This window comes from Anoxybacillus sp. FSL W8-0382, assembly GCF_038003845.1.
GTDB classification, from domain to species: Bacteria; Bacillota; Bacilli; order Bacillales; family Anoxybacillaceae; genus Anoxybacillus; species Anoxybacillus flavithermus_G.
The window spans coordinates 920,331-941,843 of record NZ_JBBOPX010000001.1; the positions used below are offsets into that span (position 1 = coordinate 920,331).

Sequence of the window (21,513 nt, forward strand, 5' to 3'; positions counted from 1 at the left end):
AGCATTGCTATCCGATCGCCAATTGCTAATTTTAAAAGTGATTGTTGATGAGTTTATTCGTTCAGGGCATCCTGTTGGTTCGCGAACGTTATCGAAGAAGGAGGATATTACGTTTAGCTCGGCGACGATTCGCAATGAAATGGCGGATTTAGAGGAGCTTGGGTTTATTGAAAAAACACATATCTCCTCTGGTCGCGTCCCGTCTCAAAAAGGATATCGTTATTATGTTGACCATTTATTGCCGCCAGTTCGGTTAACACAAAAGGATGTGCAAACGATTCAGTCGATTTTTCATGAACAAATATACGAATTAGAAAAGCTTATTCAAAAGTCGGCGCAAATTTTATCAGACTTAACGAACTATACGACGGTTGTGCTCGGTCCTTCAGTAAAAGAACATAAGTTAAAAACGATTCAAATTATTCCGCTCAATGCGGAAACGGCTGTCGCGATTATTGTGACCGATACAGGTTATGTTGAAAAACATGTTGTGACGCTCCCGCCATCTATTCCACCATCAGATGTTGAAAAGATGGTAAACATTTTAAATGAACGGTTGACGGGTGTCCCTTTAGAAGATTTGACAGATAAAATTCAAACGGAAGTTGCGCGCGTTCTTCGCGAACACATCCAAAGCTATGACCACATGTTGCGCATGATTTCGTTTTCTTTAGATTTAAATGCGCCCGCGCAAATGTTTTTAAGCGGAAAGATGAACATGCTTCGTCAGCCGGAATTTAGCGACATCGACAAACTTCGTGCTTTATTTAACATCATTGAACAAGAAAAAGAGTTTTATCGTTTACTAAGAAAGCATAACCAACAAGGTATCCAGGTGAAAATCGGTACCGAAAACGATGTCGAAGGGATGGAAAACTGCAGTTTAATTACAGCGACATATTCCGTCGGTGGGGAGAAACTTGGCACAATCGCTGTGCTTGGCCCAACCCGTATGGAATATTCGCGCGTCATTTCGCTGCTAAACCTTGTTGCAACGGATTTGTCGAAGGCGTTAACGATGTGGTATCAAAAATATTAGCGATGTCAATATTATGGATGGGGAATTTCCCCATCCGCTTTTCGAGTGTTTAAGGGAGGTGAGAAGATGGAGAAAGAACAGCGTACATATGATGAAACGATTGAACAACATGAGGATGCACAAAGCGAGCAAGCATCAGAAGAGCAAGTGGAAAATGAAGAAACACAACAAGAAGAAAAAGATGAGTTAGCGCTTGCTTATGAAAAAATTGCGCAACTCGAAGCGAAGTTGGCAGAAACAGAAAATCGTTTCCTTCGTTTACATGCTGATTTTGACAACTATCGTCGCCGTGTGCGTTTAGATATGGAAGCGGCTGAAAAATATCGCGCGCAAAGCTTAGTTTCTGATTTGTTGCCGATTTTAGACAACTTTGAACGCGCATTACAAGTGCAAGTCGAAGATGAAAAAGCAAAATCGTTACTGCAAGGAATGGAAATGGTTTATCGTTCGTTAATCGAAGCGCTGAAAAAAGAAGGCGTCGAAGCGATTGAATCGGTTGGAAAACCGTTCGATCCGCATGTGCACCAAGCGGTGATGCAAGTCGACGATCAAAACTATGAACCAAACACAGTTGTGGAAGAGTTTCAAAAAGGTTACAAACTAAAAGATCGTGTTATTCGTCCAGCAATGGTCAAAGTAAATCAATAAGGAGGGATTATGTGATGAGCAAAATTATCGGTATTGACTTAGGTACAACAAACTCTTGCGTTGCTGTATTAGAAGGCGGTGAACCAAAAGTTATTCCAAACCCAGAGGGAGGTCGTACGACACCATCTGTCGTTGCGTTTAAAAACGGTGAGCGTTTAGTTGGTGAAGTCGCAAAGCGTCAAGCGATTACAAACCCAAATACAATCATTTCAATTAAACGACATATGGGTACAGATTATAAAGTGCAAATCGAAGGAAAAGAATATACGCCACAACAAATTTCTGCGATGATTTTACAATACTTAAAATCATACGCAGAAGCGTATTTAGGTGAACCGGTTACACGTGCCGTTATTACTGTTCCGGCTTATTTTAACGATGCGCAACGTCAAGCAACAAAAGATGCGGGCCGCATCGCAGGCTTAGAAGTCGAGCGTATCATTAACGAGCCGACAGCGGCAGCATTAGCGTACGGATTAGATAAAATGGATGAAGATCAAACGATTCTCGTATACGACCTTGGTGGCGGTACGTTTGACGTCTCCATTCTTGAGCTAGGTGACGGTGTATTCGAAGTAAAAGCTACTGCTGGTGACAACCATCTTGGTGGTGACGATTTTGACCAAGTTATCATCGACTATTTAGTTGAAGAATTTAAAAAAGAACACGGCATCGATTTATCGAAAGACAAAATGGCATTGCAGCGCTTAAAAGATGCAGCGGAAAAAGCGAAAAAAGAACTTTCTGGCGTGATGCAAACGCAAATTTCATTGCCTTTTATTAGCGCAAACGAAAACGGTCCACTTCACTTAGAAATGACGTTGACGCGCGCAAAATTTGAAGAATTATCTGCACACTTAGTTGAACGCACGATGGGTCCTGTTCGTCAAGCGCTAAAAGACGCTGGATTGACGCCTGCGGACATCGATAAAGTTATTCTTGTCGGTGGTTCAACGCGCATTCCAGCTGTTCAAGAAGCAATTAAAAAAGAAATCGGAAAAGAGCCGCATAAAGGCGTAAACCCAGATGAAGTCGTTGCGATTGGTGCAGCGATCCAAGGTGGCGTCATTGCTGGTGACGTGAAAGACGTTGTGTTGTTAGACGTGACACCACTTTCACTCGGTATCGAAACGATGGGTGGCGTCTTTACAAAATTAATTGAACGTAACACGACAATTCCAACAAGCAAATCGCAAATTTTCACAACGGCAGCGGACAATCAAACAGCGGTAGACATTCACGTTTTACAAGGTGAACGCCCAATGGCTGCCGACAACAAAACGCTCGGTCGCTTCCAATTGACAGACATTCCACCAGCTCCGCGCGGTGTGCCGCAAATTGAAGTAACGTTTGACATTGATGCAAACGGTATTGTACACGTGCGTGCGAAAGATTTAGGTACAAATAAAGAACAATCGATTACAATTAAATCTTCTTCTGGCTTATCTGAAGAAGAAATTCAACGCATGATTAAAGAAGCAGAAGAAAATGCAGAAGCAGACCGGAAGCGGAAAGAAGAAGTGGAACTTCGCAATGAAGCAGATCATCTCATTTTCACAACAGAAAAAACATTAAAAGAATTGGAAGGAAAAGTAGACGAAGCGGATGTGAAGAAAGCGCAAGAAGCAAAAGATGCGTTAAAAGCAGCGCTTGAAGGAAAAGATATTGAAGACATTCGTGCGAAGAAAAATGCGCTACAAGAAGTTGTCCAACAGCTTTCAATTAAGCTATACGAGCAAGCAGCTAAACAAGCGCAAGCTCAACAAAGCGAAGGCAAAAAAGACGATAACGTCGTCGATGCAGAATTTGAAGAAGTGAAAGAAGATAAGTAAACAAACGAAAAAGTCAAAGTCAGGCCTGCCTTGGCTTTGGCTTTTTTGCTATGGAAACATGAAATATATTGCGCAATAAGATGAGACAATGATAAAATTACGTTCATGTGAACGAGTCGGGAGTGGGTGATCATGAGTAAACGAGACTACTATGAAGTGCTCGGTGTGAGTAAAAACGCAACAAAGGAAGAAATTAAAAAAGCATATCGAAAGTTATCGAAACAGTATCATCCAGATATTAATAAAGCGCCCGATGCAGCAGAAAAGTTCAAAGAAATAAAAGAAGCATACGAAGTGTTAAGCGATGACCAAAAGCGCGCGCACTACGATCAGTTCGGCCATACCGATCCGAACCAACAGTTTGGCGGATTTGGTGGCGCTGATTTTGACTTTGGTGGATTCGGTGGCTTTGAAGATATTTTTAGTAGCTTTTTTGGTGGAGGGCGCCGACGTGATCCGAACGCGCCACGTGCAGGGGCAGATTTGCAATATACGATGCGTTTGAAGTTTGAAGAAGCAGTTTTTGGAAAGGAAACAAATATTGAAATTCCACGTGAAGAAACGTGCGATACGTGCCACGGTTCTGGGGCGAAACCAGGAACGAAAAAAGAAACGTGCGCACATTGTCACGGTACAGGACAATTAACGATTGAACAAGCGACGCCGTTTGGTCGCATCGTAAACCGCCGCGTTTGTCATTATTGTGGCGGTACAGGACAGTTTATTAAAGAAAAATGTACAACGTGCCATGGAACAGGTCGTGTGAAAAAACGAAAAAAAATTCATGTCAAAATTCCAGCTGGTGTCGATGATGGCCAACAATTGCGTTTAGCAGGTCAAGGTGAGCCAGGAATAAACGGTGGACCATCAGGAGACTTGTACATCGTTTTCCACGTTGAACCACATGAGTTTTTCGAACGGGATGGCGATGACATTTATTGCGAAATGCCAATTACGTTTACACAAGCCGCGCTCGGAGCGGATATTGAAGTGCCAACGTTGTACGGTAAAGTGAAGTTGAAAATTCCAGCTGGTACGCAAACAGGTACAAAATTCCGTTTGAAAGGAAAAGGAGTACCGAATGTGCATGGGTACGGAAAAGGAGATCAACACATTCGCGTTCGTGTTGTCACACCAACGAAATTAACGGAACGTCAAAAACAATTGTTGCGTGAATTTGAACAACTCAGTCAAGGGAATGGCCAAGAAGACAGCTTTTTTGCGAAAGTGAAGCGAGCATTTAAAGGGGAGTAACGTGAAGGAGGAGTTGGTAGATCATGAAATGGTCAGAAATAAGCATTCATACAACACACGAAGCGGTTGAGGCAATTTCGAATATTTTACACGAAGCGGGTGCTGGTGGTGTCGTCATTGAAGATCCGTTTGAACTAACGAAAGAACGAGAAACGACTTACGGGGAAATCTACCAACTCAATCCTGACGATTACCCCGAAGAAGGCGTCATTATTAAAGCATATTTACCGGTGAATAGTTTTTTAGGTGAAACGGTCGAAGAAATTAAACAAGCGATTAATAACTTAATGTTATATAACATCGATATTGGACGAAATAAAATTACAATTAGCGAAGTGAATGAAGAGGAATGGGCAACAGCGTGGAAAAAGTATTACAATCCGGTCAAAATTTCTGAGCGATTTACGATCGTTCCGACATGGGAAACGTATGAACCGGTTTCAAGCGATGAATTAATTATTGAATTAGATCCGGGCATGGCGTTCGGTACAGGCACGCATCCGACAACAGTCATGTGTATTCAAGCGCTTGAAAAAACAGTGAAAAAAGGGGATGTAGTGGTTGATGTCGGTACGGGATCAGGCATTTTAAGCATTGCGGCTGCGATGTTAGGGGCAAAGCGTGTCCATGCGCTCGATTTAGATCCAGTTGCGGTAGAAAGTGCAAAATTGAACGTGAAGTTAAATAAAGTGCACGATGTTGTCACCGTTTCGCAAAACAATTTACTTGATCGAATCGATGAACAAGCAGATGTTATCGTAGCAAACATTTTAGCTGAAATTATTCTTCGTTTTGTCGACGATGCGTATCGTCTGTTGCGTTCAGATGGTGTGTTTATTACATCAGGTATCATTCGAACGAAAAAACAAGAAGTGAAGGAAGGGCTTCTTCGTGCTGGTTTTACCATTGAAGAAACGTTAACTATGGAAGACTGGGTTGCGTTTATTGCGAAAAAACAATAAAAAGGGTGTTCGTGTTGCAACGGTATTTTGTACGTAACGAGCAAATCGTTGGCGATCACGTCATGATTTCTGGCGATGACGTCCATCATATCGGACGGGTGATGCGCATGAATGAAGGGGATCGCTTTCTTTGTTGTAATGAACGTAGTGAAACGATGCTTTGTGAGATCGAACAAATTTCCAATGATTTTGTTCGCTGCCGTATTATACAATGGATAGAGGCAAACGTTGAACTTCCTGTACACGTATATGTCGCAAGCGGATTGCTAAAAGGAGATAAATACGAACTCGTTTTACAAAAAGGAACAGAGCTTGGAGCAAAAGGGTTTCTTCCGCTTATCACCTCTCGTTCGATCGTGAAATGGGACGAGAAAAAAGGGGATAAAAAAGTGGAACGTTGGCAAAAAATCGTGAAAGAAGCGGCTGAACAGTCGCACAGAGCTTACATGCCATCTGTTTGTGCTCCGATGACGATTCGTGAACTTATTGCATGGGCGCGCGACATCAATTATAAATATATTGCGTATGAAGAAGAGGCGAAAGAAGGACGTCACCGTTCGTTTGCTCATCTTCTTCAAACGATGAGCAAGGAGGACTCTCTCCTCATCGTTTTTGGACCAGAAGGAGGCCTCTCTGAACAAGAGGTGGCGTTATTAAAAGAACATGGATTCGTCGCATGCAGTCTTGGGCCACGTATTTTACGGGCAGAGACAGCGCCATTATATGCATTATCCGCTGTATCTTATGAATGGGAACTTAGGTGAGGTGATCTACATGCCAACGGTTGCATTTCATACGTTAGGATGCAAAGTGAATCATTACGAAACAGAAGCGATTTGGCAGTTATTTAAACAAGCAGGATACGAGCGAAAAGACTTTGAAAGCCACGCCGATGTATACGTTATTAATACGTGTACAGTAACGAATACAGGCGATAAAAAAAGCCGTCAAGTCATTCGTCGCGCGGTGCGCCGCAATCCTGATGCAGTCGTTTGTGTAACGGGCTGTTATGCGCAAACGTCTCCAGCGGAAGTTATGGCGATTCCTGGTGTCGATATCGTCATCGGGACACAAGATCGCAGCAAAATTTTAGAGTACATTGAGCAGTTTAAACAACAACGCCAGCCGATTAACGGTGTGCGCAATATTATGAAAACGCGTGTATATGAAGAGCTTGATGTGCCTGCATTTACCGATCGAACGCGGGCGTCGCTAAAAATTCAAGAAGGGTGCAATAACTTTTGTACGTTTTGCATTATTCCATGGGCGCGCGGTTTAATGCGCTCGCGCGATCCGAAAGAAGTTATTCGTCAGGCGCAACAACTCGTTGACGCGGGATATAAAGAAATTGTATTGACGGGCATTCATACAGGCGGATATGGAGAAGATATGAAAGATTACAATTTCGCCATGTTGTTGCGCGATATTGATGAGCAAGTAAAAGGATTAAAACGTTTGCGCATTTCATCGATTGAAGCGAGCCAAATTACAGATGAAGTGATCGACGTATTGAGACAATCGGATAAAATCGTCCGTCATTTACACATTCCGTTGCAATCTGGTTCAAACGCGGTGTTAAAGCGAATGCGCCGCAAATATACAACTGAATTTTTTGCGGAGAGACTAGCTCGTTTACGTGAAGTATTTCCAGACTTAGCTGTAACATCAGATGTAATCGTCGGTTTCCCTGGGGAGACGGAAGAAGAATTTATGGAAACATATGAATTTATTCGCGAGCAACGCTTCTCCGAACTGCATGTCTTTCCATACTCAAAACGGACAGGCACACCAGCCGCAAGAATGCCAGATCAAGTCGATGAAGAAGTGAAAAACGAGCGCGTGCATCGTTTAATTGCACTTTCCGATCAGCTAGCGAAAGAGTACGCATCAAAGTTTGAAGGACAAGTGCTTGAAGTCATTCCAGAAGAGCTTTATAAAGAAGATCCAACGAGCGGATTATATGTCGGTTATACGGATAACTATTTAAAAGTGAAATTCCCAGCAACAGAAGAAATGGTCGGTCAACTCGTGAAAGTGAAAATTACAAAAGCAGGCTATCCATATAACGAAGGGGAATTTGTTCGTGTCATTGACGATGCTCATGAAGCCATTCGGCTAAGCTCATAAAAAGAAGTTGACTTATGAGCTTGGTTATATTATACTTTGAAAGTACATGTTTTAACATGTACCAAGGATTAGCGGTTTTGTTCGGAGGGAGGGAAGTAGGATGTCAAAAACGATCGTTCGTAAAAACGAGTCGCTTGAAGATGCTCTTCGTCGCTTCAAACGTGCGGTTTCAAAAACAGGTACGTTGCAAGAAGCAAGAAAGCGCGAATTCTATGAAAAGCCAAGCGTAAGACGTAAGAAAAAGTCTGAAGCGGCTAGAAAGCGCAAATATTAAAAGAGGGTGTATTTATGAGTCTTCTCGAACGTTTGAACAATGATATGAAGCAAGCGATGAAAAACAAAGAGAAGGACAAATTATCGGTCATTCGCATGGTGAAATCCGCTTTACAAAATGAAGCGATTAAACTTGGCAAAACGTTGACCGAGGATGAAGAATTAACCGTACTTTCTCGCGAATTAAAACAGCGTAAAGACTCCCTCCAAGAATTTGAAAAAGCTGGTCGCACAGACCTTGTTGATAAAGTCAAGGAAGAAATTACGGTTCTTGAACTTTACATGCCGAAGCAGTTGAGCGAAGAAGAGCTTGTGCAAATCGTAAAAGAAACGATTGCCGAAGTCGGTGCTTCCTCAAAAGCGGATATAGGTAAAGTGATGGGAGCGATCATGCCGAAAGTGAAAGGAAAAGCTGACGGCTCGCTCGTGAACAAACTTGTTCAACAACATTTAAGCTAAAAACACCTTACGAGTTCGTAAGGTGTTTTTTCATTTTTGAAACTTTTTTTCTTTTCATCCGTACTAAAAATGAAGGGAGGAAAAAGGATGGCCGGTTTCATTATTGCTTTTACGCATCCGTTTCTTGCTGCGCTTTTACTCATCGCCGGCAGCGTGTTGTTTGTTTGGCAACTATACGATGCACGTTGGGGATGGAAAGGAACTGTAAGCCTCATTTGCTTTTTGCTTTTTTTCTCATCGCATTTAGCGGCTGGTTTAACAACTTTCGGAGCGATCATGTTATTTACTATTGGTCTTATTTTGTTAGTCATTGAGCTGTTTGTGCCAGGTGGCGTCATTGGTTTTCTCGGGCTCGGTACGCTCGTGTGGAGTTTATTTTTGGCAGCAAAACATTCCCCATTTGTTACGATGTCGTTAGCAGTAGCCATTGTGGGTGCGCTTATGATGGGATTATGGCTTAGCCGAGTAAGCAAAAAGAAGATGGCGCTTTTTGAAAAAATAGTGCTGACCGACGAACAGCGGAATGAAGAAGGATATGTGTCCCATGAGGCACGTATGGATTTAGTCGGGAAACGCGGAGTGGCCATCACTGTATTGCGGCCAGCAGGAACAGCGCTCATTGATGGCGAACGTGTAGATGTTGTCACAGAAGGAGAATATATTGAACGACATCGACCAATTGAAGTTATTCATGTAGATGGGTTAAAAGTCGTCGTTCGAGAATGTAAAAAAGAGGAGGAAGTCGTATGACACCAGATCAATTTTTATTTATTATCGCTATTGCTTTAGGGCTTGTGTTATTAGCTGTATTCTTTTCGTTCGTTCCAGTTATGCTTTGGATTTCCGCGCTTGCTTCTGGTGTGCCTATTAGTATTTTTACGCTTATTGGGATGCGTTTACGCCGCGTCATTCCATCACGTGTCATTAATCCACTAATTAAGGCAAAAAAAGCAGGGCTTGATGTCACGACTAACCAGTTAGAAAGCCACTATTTAGCCGGAGGAAATGTTGACCGTGTCGTTAACGCTTTAATCGCTGCACAGCGAGCGAATATTAATTTAACGTTTGAACGTTGTGCGGCAATCGATTTAGCAGGACGAAATGTATTAGAAGCGGTACAAATGAGCGTCAATCCAAAAGTCATTGAAACGCCGTTTATTTCTGGCGTGGCGATGGACGGCATTGAAGTGAAGGCGAAAGCACGTATTACCGTGAGAGCTAATATTGATCGGTTAGTCGGTGGCGCAGGGGAAGAGACGATTATTGCTCGCGTCGGGGAAGGTATTGTATCAACGATCGGGTCCCAACATGACCATAAAAAAGTGCTTGAAAATCCAGATATGATTTCACAAACTGTTTTAGCAAAAGGGTTAGACTCAGGAACGGCGTTTGAGATTTTATCGATCGATATTGCAGATATTGATATTGGGAAAAATATTGGTGCAGAATTGCAAACAGACCAAGCGGAAGCGGACAAAAAGATTGCACAAGCGAAAGCGGAAGAGCGTCGGGCGATGGCAGTTGCACTTGAACAAGAAATGAAAGCACGCGTGCAAGAAATGCAGGCGAAAGTCGTGGAAGCCGAAGCGCAAGTGCCGCTTGCGATGGCAGAAGCACTCCGTTCGGGTAAGCTTGGTGTCATGGATTACATGAACTTAAAAAACATTATGGCGGACACGAATATGCGTGATTCGATTGGGAAACTTACACAAAACCCAGATGAGGAAAAAAGGTGAGGAATAAATGATGACGCTCATCGATTGGCTTCTTGATAACATATTTGTCGTGTTTATTTTAGGAGCGTTTATTTCTTGGATTGGAAAACGCATCAAAACTGTGGAGGAAACAGTTGAACGAACACAACAGCAAGAACAAAAAACAACGGTCGTTGTGACAGAAGTAGAACCGAAAGTGACGACGCGTCCAGTTAAGAAGGTGCAAGAGCAAATGACTGTATCACAGCCAGCAGAAGAGCAACATAAAAAGACGAAACAATTGCCGACACATCCGCTCGTGCAAGGTGTGATCTTTTCAGAGGTACTCGGTCCGCCGCGCGCAAAGCGTCCGTACGGTAGAAAATAAGTGCTATAACCCCCATTTCGCTCATACATATGAGATGAAAGGGGGTTTTGTTTATGATCGGAAAATGGAAAAACAAAATGCGACAATGGTTAACAAATCAAATGGAGCTGCCTGCGGACGTTGTCGCTGACCTCCCCCGCATTACGATGATTGGGCATATTCATATTTACATAGAAAACCATCGCGGTTTACTTCTGTTTACAGATCGCGAATTACGCTTGTTGTTAAAAAATGGTCAGCTACTTGTTAAAGGGGAATCGTTTAGCATTAAAACGATTTTGCCAGAAGAAATTTTGCTCGAAGGGAAAATTAGTCAAGTATTATATTTAGAAGAATAGGGGGGGCGGGTGTGAAAAACGAGTGGATGTATCGAATGTCAGGCAACTTGCGCATACGTATTGTTGGAAAAGGATTAGAACGGTTATTAAATGAATTTACACGCCGAGGGATATACGTATGGAACGTGAGGCGAGAGGGGGAACATTCGCTCACGTGTTATATACTTCTTCGCGATATTCGCCACGTGCGAGTAGTGATGCGTAAAAGTGGTTGTAAGCTATATGTGCTTGAACGGCATGGGGCACCGTTTTGGTTGAAAGCGTCATGGAAAAATAGCGGTATCGTTGTCGGACTAGTTGCTTTTATATGCATCATTTTTTTATTGTCTAATATGATTTGGCGCATTGAAATCACAGGAGCAAATCCAGAAGTAGAACATACGGTGAGGCAACAATTAAAAAAGATGGGGGTTGAACGTGGTGCGCTACAGTTCGTGATTCCGAGTCCCGAAACGATCCAGCGTACGTTAATGAATATGGACGCGGTAACATGGATTGGTGTTGAATGGCGTGGAACAACGCTATATTGCCGAGTCGTTGAAAAAAAGCAACCGACAGAAACGAAATCGAATCCCCCCCAACATCTTGTTGCAAAGAAAAAAGCGGTTATTACGTATATGTTTGTTGAGCAAGGGCAAGCAGTTGTAGAAATAAATGATCATGTCGTTCCGGGACAACTACTCGTTTCTGGATTTATTGGGAAAGAAGGACAAACAAAGATCGTGCCAGCGCGCGGTCAAATTTTAGGTGAGACGTGGTACAAGTCTACAGTCGTCGTTCCGATGAAAACAGAACTTTATATGTTGACAGGGAAAAAACGCGAAACACATTACGTTCATTTTTGGTCGTGGAAAATCCCGTTTTTTTGGAATCATAAAGAGAAATTTTCAACATTTGAAAAACAAGTCGATGAAAAAACGTTTCGTTTCTTGACATGGACGTTACCGATTCGCTATGAAAAAGTAGTGTGGCACGAAAAAGAAATCGCTGTTCGTGAATATTCATACGATCAAGCAAGGAAAGTGGCGAAACAAATCGCGCGTGAACAGTTAAAGCGACAGCTGCCTTCGGATGCGACCATTCAAGGTGAAAAAGTTTTGCATGTGACGAAGGAGAATGGTAAAGTAAAAGTAGAAATGCATTACCAAGTCATTGAAAACATTGCGACACCACAACCAATTATTCAAGGAGATTGAGGAATGTCGGAACAGTTTGTCACGATTTACCCTAACGTACAAAATACAGATGAAGCGCTTGCTTTATTTGGTACGCACGATGTTCATTTAAAGCGCATTGAGCAGGAGCTCGGTGTTTCAATTGTGACGCGCGGAGAAGCGATAAGCGTGTCAGGAAGCAAGCAACATGTTGAGCTTGTTGATGAATTGCTTCGCCATTTGTTACTTGTTATTCGTAAAGGTATTGTGATTAGCGAGCGAGATGTGCTTTATGCACTACAAATGGCGAAAAACGGAACAATTTCTTACTTCGTTGAACTGTACAACGAAGAAATTGGAAAAAACGCGAAAGGAAAAGCGATTCGTGTCAAAACGCTCGGTCAGCGTCAATACGTATCAGCTATCCAGCGCCACGACTTAATTTTTGGCATCGGACCAGCAGGAACAGGAAAGACGTATTTAGCGGTTGTGATGGCTGTACAGGCATTGAAAAACGGACAAGTCAAACGCATTATTTTGACGCGTCCGGCTGTGGAAGCGGGCGAAAATTTAGGCTTTTTGCCGGGAGATTTAAAAGAAAAAGTGGATCCGTATTTACGTCCGCTTTACGATGCGCTTCATGACGTGCTCGGTCATGAGCATACACAACGATTAATTGAACGCGGTGCCATTGAAATTGCTCCGCTTGCCTATATGCGCGGTAGAACGTTAGATGATGCGTTCGTCATTTTAGACGAGGCGCAAAATACAACACCTTCGCAAATGAAAATGTTTTTAACACGTCTTGGTTTTGGTTCGAAAATGGTCATTACCGGCGATATTTCGCAAGTCGATTTACCAAAAGGTGTTCGTTCTGGGCTTATGATTGCAAAAGATATCTTAACGAATGTAAACGGAATTTCATTCGTCTTTTTGGAGCAAGCTGATGTTGTACGCCATCCGCTTGTCGGCAAAATTATCGCCGCATATGAAGATGCAGGAATGTAAATGCGACCCGCACTCATGTGGGTCCTTTTTGCACTTTAACGGAGAGAGGGAAGAATATGTTAATTATTGACTTTATGGATGAAACGAATGAAATAACAGAACAACAAATCGAGCTTATTGAACAGTTATTACAACATGCTGCAAAGGAAGAACATGTGCCAGATGGGGCAGAAGTAAGCGTCACATTTGTGGATAATGAAAAAATTCGCGAAATTAATCGCGATTATCGCGGAAAAGATCAGCCGACCGATGTTATTTCGTTCGCCCTTGAGGAGATGGGTGAAGAAGAAATTGAAATTGTCGGTATAGATGTACCACCTGTGCTTGGAGATATTATTATTTCCGTTCCAAAAGCGCGTGAGCAGGCAGAACAATACGGTCATTCGTTTATGCGCGAACTCGGTTTTCTAGCTGTACACGGTTTTTTACATTTACTCGGTTACGATCATGAAACGGAAGAAGAAGAGAAAGTAATGTTTGCAAAACAAGAGCAATTATTACAACAGTTCGGCTTAACGAGATGATCGATTGTGCGTTGGAAACGATTTGTCACTAGCGTATGGTATGCTTTAAATGGGGTTCGTCTTGCGGTTTGTTATGAGCGAAATATGCGCATTCATCTCGTAGCCGCGATTATCGTGATCGTCGCTGCAGCGGTATTTCGCGTTTCGAAAATGGAATGGCTTGTGTTGCTGATAACGATCGGTATCGTTATCAGCCTGGAAATTGTCAATAGCGCAATAGAACGGGCGGTCGATTTAGTGACGGATGAGTATCGACCATTGGCAAAGGAAGCAAAAGACTTAGCAGCTGGTGCCGTACTTGTCTTTGCTTTTCTTTCTATCATCATTGGCATTTCCATTTTTTTGCCTTATTTGCATGTATTTTTTAAAAATTCTTTACATTTTCATAAATAGTAGTGAAATCGCGCTCATATTTTGGTAAAATAAAAATCAAGCATAACTTTATGCGATGGAGGTTTTTATGATTCAGGAAGGATATAAATCAGGATTCGTAGCAATTATCGGACGACCAAATGTAGGGAAATCTACATTTTTAAATCGCGTCATCGGGCAAAAAATTGCGATTATGAGCGATAAACCGCAAACGACGCGCAATAAAATTCAAGGTGTATACACAACAGATGACGCACAAATCATTTTCATTGATACGCCAGGCATTCATAAGCCGAAACATAAGCTTGGCGACTTTATGGTGAAAGTAGCGCAAAGCGCGTTGCAAGAAGTTGATTTAATTTTATTTATGGTGAATGCTGTAGAAGGGATCGGCCGCGGTGACGAGTTTATTATTGAACGTTTAAAACAAGTACAAACGCCAGTGTTTTTAGTCATTAATAAAATTGATGAAGTGCATCCTGATGATCTATTACCGCTGATTGAGCAATATCGCTCACTCCATTCGTTTGCCGAAGTCATTCCTATTTCAGCGTTGCAAGGAAATAACGTAGAAACGTTGTTGCAGCAAATTAAAAACTACTTACCTGAAGGACCGCAGTATTATCCTGCGCATCAAGTGACAGATCACCCGGAGCGATTTATTATCGCCGAATTTATTCGTGAAAAAGCGCTCCATTTAACGCGCGAAGAAGTACCACATTCCATTGCAGTTGTCATCGATTCGATTGAACGTCGGGAAAATAGCGATACCGTATATGTGGCGGCGACAATTATCGTTGAACGTGATTCGCAAAAGGGAATTATTATTGGCAAACGCGGTCAAATGTTAAAGGAAATCGGTCAACGTGCACGTGCTGATATCGAAGCGCTACTCGGTTCGAAAGTGTTTTTAGAGTTGTGGGTGAAGGTACAAAAAGATTGGCGTAATAAAATGGCACATTTGCGAGACCTTGGCTATCGTGAAGATGAATATTAATGCTGTAAAATTTTAAATAACATTGTGACAGCGACAAACGGACAAACTACAAGTGAGCTGCTCAATCACCGTCAACTAACGAGAGAAAGGTGTGGTTCGATGCTCGATTTTACGTGGAAGCTATTTAGTCAAACAGGAAATATTGACACGTATCTTTTGTTTAAGGAGCTAGAACGCGAAACGAAAGAGCAGGCGAGCGATTCTACGTATCATTTAAGTGAACGAGATTACCACGTCCTGTAACTTTGGAAGGTTATGTTGTATGTTTGAAAAATGCGAAGGAATTGTCATTCGAACAATTGACTATGGAGAGACGAATAAAATCGTCACAATATTTACGCGCGAATGGGGGAAGGTTGCTGCGATGGCACGTGGAGCAAAAAAGCCGAGCAGCCGCCTTTCTTCTGTCACGCAAATATTTACATACGGTATATTTTTAATTCAAAAAAGTCGCGGGGTTGGAAGCTTGCATCAAGGGGAATTGCTTTCAACGATGCGCTATATACGTGAAGATATTTTTTTAACAGCATACGCTTCATACATTGTCGAATTGACGGATAAAGCAACGGAAGAAAGACGCCCGAATCCATATTTATTTGAACTTCTTTTACAAACGCTCACATATATGAACGAAGGACTCGATGCGGAAGTGTTGACGTATATATACGAGATGAAGCTGCTTCCGGCATTCGGGCTATATCCGAAGTTAGACGGCTGTGCCATTTGCGGAGAAAAAGAAGGGACGTTTGCTTTTTCGATTGCACAAGGAGGATTTTTGTGTCACCGCTGTTTTGAGCACGATCCACACCGCATTCCGATGACCCCATCGGTTTTAAAATTACTTCGCCTTTTTTACTACGTTGATTTGTCTCGCATCGGTCAAATCGCTGTCAAATCGGAAACGAAACAACAAATAAAAACGATTATTTCAGCTTATTACGACGAATATTCGGGCCTTTCGCTGAAGACGAAACGTTTTTTACAGCAACTACATACGTTGGACGGTAAAAGCGGACAAATATAACGTTGTCCGCTTCCCACTTTTGTTTGCAAAATACGAAGATGAATTATAATATGATGTTATAATGTAGCCTATTGTAAGGTGGTGAGCGACAATCGAACTCAATAAACGTCAAGAACAAATTTTGCAAATCGTCAAAGATCACGGCCCAATTACTGGGGAGCATATCGCTGAAAAGCTCAACTTAACACGTGCGACGTTACGTCCGGATTTAGCGATTTTAACGATGGCAGGGTATTTAGAAGCGAGACCTCGTGTTGGCTATTTTTATACAGGAAAAACAGGGACACAGTTGCTTGCTGATAAAATTAAGAAAATGAAGGTGAGCGACTATCAATCCATTCCGGTTGTCATTCATGAAAACATGAGCGTTTATGATGCGATTGTTACGATGTTTTTAGAAGATGTCGGAACGTTGTTTGTTGTGGATGAAGAGTCGCTGCTTGTCGGTGTGCTATCCCGAAAAGATTTGCTGCGCGCCAGCATCGGAAAACAAGAGTTGACGTCTATTCCTGTCAATATCATTATGACGCGAATGCCGAATATTACATTTTGTGGAAAAGATGATTTATTGATTGATGTTGCCCAAAAACTAATTGAAAAACAAATTGATGCGATGCCAGTCGTTAAAAAAGTCGACAAAGGGTATGAAGTCATTGGACGTATTACAAAAACAAACATGACAAAGGTGCTTGTCGCGTTAGCAAAAGAAGACGTGCTTTAAAGGGGGAAAAATATGAGTCAAATCGTATATGTCGTATCCGATTCAGCAGGGGAGACGGCCGAACTCGTTGTGAAAGCAGCAGCGAGCCAGTTTCAAGGAGCGCTCGTTCAATTTCGTCGTGTTCCGTACGTAGAAGATGTTGGAACGCTATCAGAGGTTGTCGCTTTAGCAAAAATGAACCGAGGAATTATCGTCTTTACATTAGTTATACCCGAGATGCGTCAATTTTTATTAGCGGAGGCAGCACGTGAAGGAGTTCCTGTATACGATATTATTGGACCGCTCATTGAACAAATGGAACAACTATTTCAAATGGCACCACGTTGTGAACCAGGTCCTGTTCGTGTATTAGATGAAGACTATTTCCGAAAAATTGAAGCGATCGAATTTGCGGTAAAATATGATGATGGACGTGATCCTCGTGGCATTTTGCGAGCTGATATCGTTTTAATTGGGGTATCGCGCACCTCGAAAACACCACTATCGCAATATTTAGCCCATAAACGTTTTAAAGTCGCGAACGTGCCGATCGTTCCAGAAGTCGATCCGCCTGAAGAACTATTTCAAGTTTCGCCTAAAAAATGTTTCGGTCTAAAAATTAGTCCAGAAAAGTTAAATGAAATTCGCCGAGAGCGTTTGAAATCACTTGGATTAGATGATCGTGCCATTTACGCAAACATTGACCGAATTAAAGAAGAGTTGCAATATTTTGATGAAATTGTAAAGAAAATTGGTTGTGAAGTTATCGATGTAACAAACAAAGCCGTTGAAGAAACAGCGAATGTCATTATAAATATTATGCGCAAAAGAGAAAAATAAACAAGTGAAGCACAGTCACAACGTGTGATATGTGCTTTTCCTTTTTATAAAAACATTTGTATAGCCAACTAACGTTTTTTATATTATAATAAAAAATTGTGATAAAACAGGTTTAGACTGAACATAGGACGAATAAACTATTTATAGCTAATTGTCAAGTGACAATGCATCGGGATTTTCGACAATATTTTTTCTTAAAAAGAAGGATTGTTTCGCGCGATGGAGAATAAAAACATACAAAACCGTTGGGACAAAGCCACACGTTTTGTCGAAATATGTTTGGAGTTGTTGAAATATGGGACAACGCATTCCTGAAGAAACGGTTGAGCACATCCGTCGCTCAGTCGATATTGTAGACATCGTTCAACAGTATGTCTCACTAAAAAAGCAAGGGCGCAACTACTTTGGGTTATGTCCTTTCCACGGAGAGAAAACACCTTCTTTTTCCGTTTCACCTGAAAAGCAAATTTACCATTGTTTCGGTTGTGGGGCAGGTGGAAATGTGTTTTCATTTTTGATGGAAATTGAAGGGGTTTCTTTTATCGAAGCTGTCAAACGGCTAGCACCACGAGCAAATGTTGATTTGTCGCACGTCGTTGATGATCATTTGCCAACTGAGCGAACAGAAACAGCTACGATGATTGCTGCGCACGAGTTGCTAAAAAAGTTTTATCATCATTTGCTTATGCATACAAATGAAGGAGAAGAAGCATTAAATTATTTGCTTCAAAGAGGCTTTACCCGCGAAATCATTGAACAGTTTGAGATTGGCTACGCTTTGCCAGCTTGGAATGCGGCTGTCACATTTTTAACAAATAAAGGTTTTTCGCTTCCCCTTATGGAAAGGGCAGGGTTAATTGTAAAAAAGTCAGGCGAGGACTCATACTTTGATCGTTTTCGACACCGCATTATGTTTCCGATTCACAATCATCACGGAGAGACGGTTGCTTTCTCAGGAAGGGCGATCGGAAACGAAGAGCCGAAATACTTAAACAGTCCTGAAACACTTATTTTCAACAAACGCAACATCTTATATCACTTCCATGAGGCACGGTTACCGATGCGCCAAAAGCAGCAAGTGGTGTTATTTGAAGGATTTGCGGATGTCATTGCTGCTGTGCAAGCTGGCATTTCCCATGCGGTAGCAACGATGGGAACAGCCTTATCAGAAGAACAGGCACGCATGCTTCGGCGCAATGCTTCATCTGTCATTGTGTGCTACGATGGTGATCGAGCTGGAATAGATGCTGCGCTTCGGGCTTCCGAGACGCTTACGGAAGCTGGTTGTTATGTTAAGGTAGCGATGATACCAGACGGGCTCGATCCTGATGAGTACGTGCGCAAATATGGTGCTGACCGCTTTCGTCATCATGTGCTTGACGCGAGCTTATCGCTTACCGCATTTAAGCTAGAATATTTGAAGCGCGGACGTCATTTGCAAAATGAAAGTGAACGGCTTCGTTATATTGAAGAAGCAGTCAGAGAAATTAGTCGCTTATCTAATGCTGTCGAAGCCGATTATTATTTGCGACAACTAGCGGATGAGTTTTCGATCTCTCTCGATGCGTTACGGGAACAAATGATGATTCATGGAAAGAAACAGCAAATAGAACGTAAACAAGAGCGCCGTGAAACAGTCATCTTACCTGCGAAGGCGAAATTGCTACCAGCTTTTCAAAAAGCGGAGCGAATGTTAATTGCCCATATGTTGCGCGACAAATCGATCGCATTTACGGTACAAGAGGCGATCGAAGGCGCGTTCAACATCGAGGAGCATCGCGCTATTGCTGCTTATGTATATGCGTTTTACGAAGAAGGACACGAACCCGATGTGAGCTCGTTGCTTGAACGCATTCATGATTCGCAGCTAAAACGCATTGTCACGGAATTGTCGATGATGCCAATTAACGAAAATATTTCATCGGCTGAGTTACAAGATTACCTCCAATGCGTGCTCAATTATCCGAAAGAGCAGTTGCTTAAACAAAAAGAAGCAGAACTGCGTGAAGCTGAACGTCAAAAAGATTATGAGCGCGCGAAACGTATTGCTAGCGAAATGATTGCGATGCGAAAGTCTTTGTATTTTGGAAGGAGGGGAATAAATGGCTGAAAAGTCAACACATTCCGATTTAACGTTAGAACAAGTAAAAGAACAATTAGTTGAACTAGGTAAAAAACGTGGTGTTCTTACCTATGAAGAAATTGCCGAGCGATTATCCCCGTTTGATCTCGATTCCGATCAAATGGATGAATATTATGAGTATTTAAATGAGCAAGGGATCGAAGTTGTCGGTGAATCTGATCTAGATGATACGGATTTAGATGACCCGGACTTCGATGATTTAAAAGACGAAGAGTTCGATTTAAACGATTTAAGCGTTCCGCCTGGTGTAAAAATTAATGACCCTGTTCGTATGTATTTAAAAGAAATTGGTCGCGTTCCGTTATTGTCGGCAGAGGAAGAAATTGAGTTAGCAAAACGCATTGAGCAAGGTGACGAAGAAGCCAAACGTCGCCTAGCTGAAGCAAACCTTCGCCTTGTTGTGAGCATTGCAAAACGTTATGTCGGTCGCGGTATGCTCTTTCTTGACTTAATTCAAGAAGGGAATATGGGTTTAATTAAAGCGGTCGAAAAATTTGATTACCGCAAAGGATATAAATTCAGCACATATGCAACATGGTGGATTCGCCAAGCAATTACGCGGGCGATTGCTGACCAAGCACGCACGATCCGTATTCCTGTTCATATGGTTGAGACAATTAATAAGCTTATTCGCGTTCAGCGCCAGCTTTTACAAGACTTAGGACGCGAGCCATCTCCAGAAGAAATTGCAGAAGAGATGGATTTAACGCCAGAAAAGGTGCGCGAGATTTTAAAAATTGCTCAGGAACCTGTGTCGCTTGAAACGCCAATTGGTGAAGAAGATGATTCACATTTAGGCGATTTTATTGAAGACCAAGATGCGACATCTCCATCCGAACACGCCGCGTATGAACTATTGAAAGAACAGCTTGAAGACGTATTAGATACGCTAACAGATCGGGAAGAGAATGTGCTTCGTCTTCGCTTTGGTCTTGATGACGGACGTACGCGAACGCTCGAAGAAGTCGGAAAAGTGTTTGGCGTCACGCGCGAACGCATTCGTCAAATTGAAGCAAAAGCGTTGCGGAAACTGCGTCATCCAAGCCGAAGCAAACGTTTAAAAGACTTTTTAGAATAACCGTTTACAAGAAATAGTTTACTTCTTACAATGGAAGTAAGCTATTTCTTTATTTAGGAAGGAATGCGTATTCAATGGAACAAAAACGAAAAGAAATCATTATTAATGAAATTAAATATTGGAAACAAACGCGATTGCTACCGGAACAATATTGCGACTTTTTGCTTGCGTTGTATACGGAAGGGAATCGCGACGATGTTGAACAGCCAACGAAGCAAGTTCCGGCATGGGCTATTCGAGTGACGATGATAATGATCGGTGTCTTTTTGCCGTTTGCCCTTCTTGTCATTTATTTTACTGAATTGTCGTTCGTTTTGCAAACGCTCATTTTGTCACTTTTTGTCATAATTTGTTTTATGATCGTTCGTTTTTTTGTACAACATAAAATGCTCACCCATATCGCTCTCATTGTGGGTGCTTTGTCGCTTCTTCTTCTTTCGATTCGCGTATCAGATATTTTCTTTTCTGAAAGCACGAGTGCGTTAGCGATCACAGTCATATGTAATTGTTTTGTTTGGTTGTTGATCGGTTGGCGTTTTTCGCTCATGTATTTTGTCATTTCGGGCGTTGTTGGCATCATTCTTCTTTTTTCTTCATTTTTCGTTTAAAAAAATTACATACAGGGCTTTTCCTTTATGGGAATTTAAAGTACAATAAAA

General features: G+C 42.0%; 25 protein-coding genes. All 25 read left to right on the plus strand.

The annotated features are described in order from the left end of the window. Window positions 1-4: 4 nt before the first annotated feature. The 25 genes from hrcA (at window position 5) to NSS60_RS04895 (ending at window position 21,462) form a co-directional block, all read left to right on the plus strand. Window positions 5-1,039 carry a heat-inducible transcriptional repressor HrcA gene (hrcA, locus tag NSS60_RS04775; protein ID WP_064214128.1) on the plus strand — a complete coding sequence of 345 codons (1,035 nt, stop codon included), beginning with the start codon at window positions 5-7 and terminating at the stop codon, window positions 1,037-1,039. A 66-nt stretch (window positions 1,040-1,105) separates the two neighbouring features. Further along, window positions 1,106-1,687: a nucleotide exchange factor GrpE gene (gene grpE / locus NSS60_RS04780; RefSeq protein WP_004889454.1), complete on the plus strand. Its 582-nt coding sequence runs from the start codon at window positions 1,106-1,108 to the stop codon at window positions 1,685-1,687. A gap of 14 nt (window positions 1,688-1,701) precedes the next feature. Then, window positions 1,702-3,519: a molecular chaperone DnaK gene (gene dnaK / locus NSS60_RS04785; protein WP_004889455.1), complete on the plus strand. Its 1,818-nt coding sequence runs from the start codon at window positions 1,702-1,704 to the stop codon at window positions 3,517-3,519. Window positions 3,520-3,651: 132 nt separating this feature from the next. Further along, a complete protein-coding gene (dnaJ, locus tag NSS60_RS04790; RefSeq protein WP_004889456.1) occupies window positions 3,652-4,773 on the plus strand; it encodes a molecular chaperone DnaJ in 1,122 nt (373 codons plus the stop codon). Window positions 4,774-4,796: 23 nt separating this feature from the next. Continuing rightward, window positions 4,797-5,735 (plus strand): 50S ribosomal protein L11 methyltransferase, encoded by a 939-nt coding sequence (prmA, locus tag NSS60_RS04795; RefSeq protein ID WP_004889457.1) that lies wholly within the window; start codon window positions 4,797-4,799, stop codon window positions 5,733-5,735. Between the two features lie 14 nt (window positions 5,736-5,749). Continuing rightward, the gene (locus tag NSS60_RS04800) at window positions 5,750-6,499 is read left to right on the plus strand and encodes a 16S rRNA (uracil(1498)-N(3))-methyltransferase (protein ID WP_035018535.1); all 750 of its coding nucleotides are present in this window, start codon (window positions 5,750-5,752) and stop codon (window positions 6,497-6,499) included. A gap of 10 nt (window positions 6,500-6,509) precedes the next feature. Beyond that, complete coding sequence (mtaB, locus tag NSS60_RS04805) at window positions 6,510-7,862, plus strand: tRNA (N(6)-L-threonylcarbamoyladenosine(37)-C(2))-methylthiotransferase MtaB (RefSeq protein WP_004889459.1); 1,353 nt, start codon at window positions 6,510-6,512, stop codon at window positions 7,860-7,862. Window positions 7,863-7,962: 100 nt separating this feature from the next. Beyond that, on the plus strand, window positions 7,963-8,136 hold the full coding sequence (gene rpsU / locus NSS60_RS04810; protein WP_003393897.1) for a 30S ribosomal protein S21: 174 nt from the start codon (window positions 7,963-7,965) through the stop codon (window positions 8,134-8,136). A 14-nt stretch (window positions 8,137-8,150) separates the two neighbouring features. Beyond that, the gene (locus tag NSS60_RS04815) at window positions 8,151-8,594 is read left to right on the plus strand and encodes a GatB/YqeY domain-containing protein (protein ID WP_004889461.1); all 444 of its coding nucleotides are present in this window, start codon (window positions 8,151-8,153) and stop codon (window positions 8,592-8,594) included. An 87-nt stretch (window positions 8,595-8,681) separates the two neighbouring features. Next, the gene (locus tag NSS60_RS04820) at window positions 8,682-9,344 is read left to right on the plus strand and encodes an NfeD family protein (RefSeq protein WP_128356577.1); all 663 of its coding nucleotides are present in this window, start codon (window positions 8,682-8,684) and stop codon (window positions 9,342-9,344) included. Further along, window positions 9,341-10,330, plus strand: coding sequence for a flotillin-like protein FloA (floA, locus tag NSS60_RS04825; RefSeq protein ID WP_004889466.1), 990 nt, complete (start codon window positions 9,341-9,343; stop codon window positions 10,328-10,330). The genes NSS60_RS04820 and floA overlap by 4 nt, the downstream gene beginning before the upstream one ends. A gap of 7 nt (window positions 10,331-10,337) precedes the next feature. Further along, window positions 10,338-10,676, plus strand: coding sequence for a hypothetical protein (locus NSS60_RS04830; RefSeq protein WP_004889468.1), 339 nt, complete (start codon window positions 10,338-10,340; stop codon window positions 10,674-10,676). Window positions 10,677-10,729: 53 nt separating this feature from the next. Continuing rightward, window positions 10,730-11,014 carry a sporulation protein YqfC gene (yqfC, locus tag NSS60_RS04835; RefSeq protein WP_004889469.1) on the plus strand — a complete coding sequence of 95 codons (285 nt, stop codon included), beginning with the start codon at window positions 10,730-10,732 and terminating at the stop codon, window positions 11,012-11,014. 11 nt (window positions 11,015-11,025) lie between these two features. Continuing rightward, window positions 11,026-12,210, plus strand: coding sequence for a sporulation protein YqfD (gene yqfD, locus NSS60_RS04840; RefSeq protein ID WP_004889470.1), 1,185 nt, complete (start codon window positions 11,026-11,028; stop codon window positions 12,208-12,210). Window positions 12,211-12,213: 3 nt separating this feature from the next. Further along, window positions 12,214-13,176 (plus strand): PhoH family protein, encoded by a 963-nt coding sequence (locus NSS60_RS04845; RefSeq protein WP_004889471.1) that lies wholly within the window; start codon window positions 12,214-12,216, stop codon window positions 13,174-13,176. 56 nt (window positions 13,177-13,232) lie between these two features. Next, window positions 13,233-13,700: an rRNA maturation RNase YbeY gene (gene ybeY, locus NSS60_RS04850; protein ID WP_004889474.1), complete on the plus strand. Its 468-nt coding sequence runs from the start codon at window positions 13,233-13,235 to the stop codon at window positions 13,698-13,700. A gap of 6 nt (window positions 13,701-13,706) precedes the next feature. After that, window positions 13,707-14,093 carry a diacylglycerol kinase family protein gene (locus NSS60_RS04855; protein ID WP_004889475.1) on the plus strand — a complete coding sequence of 129 codons (387 nt, stop codon included), beginning with the start codon at window positions 13,707-13,709 and terminating at the stop codon, window positions 14,091-14,093. A 67-nt stretch (window positions 14,094-14,160) separates the two neighbouring features. Further along, a complete protein-coding gene (era, locus tag NSS60_RS04860) occupies window positions 14,161-15,069 on the plus strand; it encodes a GTPase Era (protein WP_004889476.1) in 909 nt (302 codons plus the stop codon). Between the two features lie 99 nt (window positions 15,070-15,168). Then, the gene (locus tag NSS60_RS04865; RefSeq protein ID WP_004889477.1) at window positions 15,169-15,312 is read left to right on the plus strand and encodes a YqzL family protein; all 144 of its coding nucleotides are present in this window, start codon (window positions 15,169-15,171) and stop codon (window positions 15,310-15,312) included. A gap of 19 nt (window positions 15,313-15,331) precedes the next feature. After that, a complete protein-coding gene (gene recO / locus NSS60_RS04870) occupies window positions 15,332-16,093 on the plus strand; it encodes a DNA repair protein RecO (protein ID WP_004889478.1) in 762 nt (253 codons plus the stop codon). A gap of 91 nt (window positions 16,094-16,184) precedes the next feature. Continuing rightward, complete coding sequence (locus NSS60_RS04875; protein ID WP_192949096.1) at window positions 16,185-16,814, plus strand: helix-turn-helix transcriptional regulator; 630 nt, start codon at window positions 16,185-16,187, stop codon at window positions 16,812-16,814. 12 nt (window positions 16,815-16,826) lie between these two features. Beyond that, window positions 16,827-17,633 carry a pyruvate, water dikinase regulatory protein gene (locus tag NSS60_RS04880; RefSeq protein ID WP_004889481.1) on the plus strand — a complete coding sequence of 269 codons (807 nt, stop codon included), beginning with the start codon at window positions 16,827-16,829 and terminating at the stop codon, window positions 17,631-17,633. 295 nt (window positions 17,634-17,928) lie between these two features. Next, on the plus strand, window positions 17,929-19,743 hold the full coding sequence (gene dnaG / locus NSS60_RS04885) for a DNA primase (protein WP_004889482.1): 1,815 nt from the start codon (window positions 17,929-17,931) through the stop codon (window positions 19,741-19,743). Continuing rightward, complete coding sequence (rpoD, locus tag NSS60_RS04890) at window positions 19,736-20,854, plus strand: RNA polymerase sigma factor RpoD (protein WP_004889483.1); 1,119 nt, start codon at window positions 19,736-19,738, stop codon at window positions 20,852-20,854. The genes dnaG and rpoD overlap by 8 nt, the downstream gene beginning before the upstream one ends. 74 nt (window positions 20,855-20,928) lie before the next feature. Next, a complete protein-coding gene (locus tag NSS60_RS04895) occupies window positions 20,929-21,462 on the plus strand; it encodes a hypothetical protein (RefSeq protein ID WP_004889485.1) in 534 nt (177 codons plus the stop codon). Window positions 21,463-21,513: the final 51 nt, after the last annotated feature.